The following is a 3,455-nucleotide window of genomic DNA, read 5'->3' as shown; positions in this document are numbered from 1 at the left end:
GCGCGAACATGGTTGTCCTGGGATGCGGGATACACGAAGCGTGTCGTCGGAAGAGTCCGGGCACGCCGAGCGTCATGGGATGAGCGTCATCGGATGCGCGATGGGCTGCGCATCCGCCGTGTATCAGGCGCGCGGAGGGGGTGGCTCTGGCGCGAGCCGGGAGGAACGGGGGAGGCTGTCGTTCTCGAGCACCAGCGCGGACGCGACGAGCGTGGCGCGGGTATCGAGCGACGGGACCTCGCTGGCCATGGCGCTCACCGCGCAGGCCATCGACATGGGGCAGGCGACCGTCGTGGAGCCGTGGTGATGCGACGTGGTGCCGTCGTTGGAGGACGGCACGTCGTGGCTCGCGTGGCTGCCGTAATCGCTCGTTGGCGAGGCGGCGGTGTGTGATGTGCCGTGCGAGTCGCTGTGCGCCTTGGTCGGTGAGCTTTGGGCGGTGAGCCTTGGGCTTTGGGCGCTGCTCGTGGCGTCGAGAACCGGGTTGCAGGCAGCCAACGCGGTGATCAAGGCGGTGACCAGGACATGGACGCCGAGCGCCATGCCAAGGAACCGCCGAAATCGCAGCGCGAGGTGCAGCAAGCCGGATTGCATGGGACGCAAGCTAACAGCGTGCGCAATCAGCGGCGCTTGGTGGTGATGCGCACGACACCATTGGCTCCGCGCACACCGAACTCGGCCAGCGACACGGCGTCTTTCAATACCTCGATGCGAGCCACATCGCGTGGGTTGATGGCGACGAGGCCACCAGTGCCGGGCGTGAGGACCATGTCATCGACCACGTACAGTGGTTCGCCGTTGCCGAGCAGGGAGGAGGAGCCGCGGATGCGCACTTCGAGACCGCTGGGGGTCTGAAAGACCTGCACGCCCGGGAAGCGGCCCACGAAAAGTTCTTCCACGCGGGAGACCGCCTGGTCGCGGATATCGCGGGCGTCGAGCGTGGTGCTGCGTGCGTCATGGCCGGACGAGGTGGCGTCGGCCGGGCGGCCGCGGTCGGGCTGCGCATTGTCCGATTGTGGTGCAGACTCTGGGGAGGGCGCAGGGTGCTGCGCGCATGCGGCCGTGAAGGCCAATGCCGCGAGTGCCACGAGCGGACGGCGAATCGACATGGGTCGCTCTCCTGTCTGAGGCTCTGAACCGGACCGGTTCCTGAAATATGCACCGAATCAGCGCCTCAGTGCTGGTTAGGTGGCTTGACAATCATTGTTAAAACATAGAATATTATTTCATGGGCGTATCCAGTCATGAGATGTTCGGGGGCGCTGCGGCGCCGCAGCCGGCCGTGGCCGGCACGTATGGCGAGGCACCGCCGGCGTATCGCTTGCCTGCGGCACTCCGGCTTGGGCCGGTGCACCTGCAAGTGTCCAACCTCGACCGGTCGCTGGCGTGGTACAGCCAGGTGCTGGGGTTGAGTGAGCTGTCGCGCGAGGGCGGGGTGGTGTCGCTGGGTTCGGCGGGAGCGTCAGAGCCGCTGGTGATTCTCGAGGCGCGGCCGGGGACCAAGTCGGTGCGACCGGGGTCGCGGCTCGGGCTCTATCACTACGCGATTCTGCTCCCCGATCGACCGTCACTGGGACGCTTCGTACAGCACCTGTCCGATATCGGCGCGCGGGCCGGGGCGAGCGATCACCTGGTGAGTGAGGCGCTGTACCTGCACGACCCAGACGGGCTTGGCATCGAGGTGTACGCCGACCGCCCGCGCAGCGCGTGGCAGCGGCAGGGACGCGAACTGATGATGGCCACCGACCCGTTCAACTTCCCCGATGTGGTGGCTGCCGCGCGCGGTGAGCCGTGGACGGGGATGCCGGCGGGCACCGTGATGGGGCACCTGCACCTGCATGTGGGCGACCTGGCGCGTGGCGAGGCGTTCTACCACGCGGCGCTGGGCTTCGACAAGATCGTGTGGCGATACCCGGGGGCGCTGTTCCTGGGGGCAGGCGGATACCACCACCATCTGGGCACGAACACGTGGGCGCAGGGCGCGCCGTCGCCGCGGGAAGACGAGGCTCGGCTGCTGTCGTGGAATGTGGTGGTGCCGGCTACCGAGCTGGCGCGGGTCGCGTCGAGTATGGAGGGAGCGGGATTCGCGGCGGCTGGCGATGTGTTTCGGGATCCGTGGGGGACGGGGATGCGGGTGACCGGCTTGTAACTGCGGGGGGAAGCGGAACTGCGGGGGCTGGACCCACGGAAGCTGAAACGACGGGAGCTGGCGGGACGGAAGCTGGAGGAACGGGAGCTGGAACTACGGGAGCTGGAACTACGGGTTCGGGCGGGTGCTGTGGAGCGAGTCTCCAGCCTCCGTGGGAACCCGTGGTTCCAGCTCCCGTCGTTTCAGCTTCCGTAGGTCCAGCTCCCGTTTCCCCAGCTTCCGTGGGTCCAGCACCCGCGGTTCCCGTTGCCCTCGCTTGCATAGCCCCAGGGGGTATATTAACATTCGAATGCATACCCACTGGGGGTATTCTCAAGAATCGGAGGCCCTATGCAGACCCTCAAGCTCGAAATCAGCGGCATGTCCTGTGGCCATTGTGTGAAGGCCGTCGACAAGGCCCTCGCGCAGGTGGATGGTGTGACCGTGCAGTCCGTGGCCGTGGGTGAGGCCACCGTGTCGGTGGATCCGTCCCGCGCCACCTCGCAGCAACTCGCGGAAGCCGTGGCCGACGCCGGCTTTCAGGTGACCGCCACGCACTGACGGAGCCGGTCATGGAAACGCTTCGTATTCCCGTCACTGGCATGACGTGCGCGGCGTGTTCGTCGCGTGTGCAGCGGGCGCTGCAGAAGCAGCCCGGTGTGTCCGACGCGAACGTCAACCTCATGATGAAGAGCGCGACGATCACGTTCGATCCGGCGGCGGTGTCGCCGGAATCGCTGGTCGCGACCATTGAGGACACGGGATACGGGGCGTCGCTGGCCAACGTCGACCAGACAGCGTTTGAAGAACAGGCCGCGCGTGAGCGGGCGCAGGATGACGAGTACCACGAGCTGCGTCGCAAGGCGGTGGTGAGTGGCATCATCGGCATCATTGCGATGATCGTCAGCATGCCGCTCATGGCGTTGCTCGCCGGCGGCACGCACGCACCTGGCGGATCGCATGGTGATGTGGTCGTCATGGATCCGTTCATGCGCTGGAGCATGAACACCCTCGACCCGCTGCTGCGCGGTGCGATGCCATGGCTGTATGCGGTGCCGGCGTCGGTGCTCACGACGGGCCTGCTGATTGCCACGCTCGTCGTGATGTTGTGGGCAGGACGGCACTTCTATACGCGCGCCTGGGCCGCGGCGCGACATGGCGCCGCCGATATGAACACGCTGGTGTCCGTGGGCACCCTCGCCGCGTTTGGCTACTCGGTGGTAGCGACAATTGCGCCGGAGTTCTTCATCTCCCGCGGCGTGGCGCCCGATGTGTACTACGAGGCGGTGATCATCATCATCGCACTGATTCTCACCGGCAACATGTT

General features: G+C 66.4%; 5 protein-coding genes. 3 read left to right on the top strand and 2 right to left on the bottom strand.

Going from position 1 to position 3,455, the window contains the following annotated elements; translation table 11 throughout:
• Positions 1-123 precede the first annotated feature (123 nt).
• Entirely contained in the window at positions 124-594 is a 471-nt protein-coding gene (locus tag VGE27_RS11035) for a hypothetical protein (RefSeq protein WP_331049707.1), read from the bottom strand.
• A 26-nt stretch (positions 595-620) separates the two neighbouring features.
• On the bottom strand, positions 621-1,109 hold the full coding sequence (locus tag VGE27_RS11030; RefSeq protein ID WP_331049706.1) for a TonB-dependent receptor plug domain-containing protein: 489 nt from the start codon (positions 1,107-1,109) through the stop codon (positions 621-623).
• A gap of 119 nt (positions 1,110-1,228) precedes the next feature.
• Here VGE27_RS11030 and VGE27_RS11025 point away from each other — a divergent pair, with 119 nt between their 5' ends.
• From VGE27_RS11025 to VGE27_RS11015, 3 genes are all read left to right on the top strand, one after another.
• A complete protein-coding gene (locus tag VGE27_RS11025) occupies positions 1,229-2,149 on the top strand; it encodes a VOC family protein (protein ID WP_331049705.1) in 921 nt (306 codons plus the stop codon).
• Between the two features lie 330 nt (positions 2,150-2,479).
• Positions 2,480-2,689, top strand: coding sequence for a heavy-metal-associated domain-containing protein (locus VGE27_RS11020; RefSeq protein WP_331049704.1), 210 nt, complete (start codon positions 2,480-2,482; stop codon positions 2,687-2,689).
• Between the two features lie 11 nt (positions 2,690-2,700).
• A partial coding sequence (locus tag VGE27_RS11015) for a cation transporter (RefSeq protein ID WP_331049703.1) occupies positions 2,701-3,455 on the top strand: 755 nt, incomplete at its 3' end.

It is taken from the genome of Gemmatimonas sp. (assembly GCF_036405635.1).
Lineage (GTDB): Bacteria > Gemmatimonadota > Gemmatimonadetes > Gemmatimonadales > Gemmatimonadaceae > Gemmatimonas.
The sequence above is the reverse complement of the archived record's forward strand: the minus strand, read 5'-3'. Positions and strand labels throughout refer to the sequence as shown.

Excerpts from the sequence above, each read along its gene's own strand:
- VGE27_RS11035 (WP_331049707.1), bottom strand. The coding sequence starts at position 594 with ATGCAATCCGGCTTGCTGCACCTCGCGCTGCGATTTCGGCGGTTCCTT.
- VGE27_RS11030 (WP_331049706.1), bottom strand. The coding sequence starts at position 1,109 with ATGTCGATTCGCCGTCCGCTCGTGGCACTCGCGGCATTGGCCTTCACG.
- VGE27_RS11025 (WP_331049705.1), top strand. The coding sequence starts at position 1,229 with ATGGGCGTATCCAGTCATGAGATGTTCGGGGGCGCTGCGGCGCCGCAG.
- VGE27_RS11020 (WP_331049704.1), top strand. The coding sequence starts at position 2,480 with ATGCAGACCCTCAAGCTCGAAATCAGCGGCATGTCCTGTGGCCATTGT.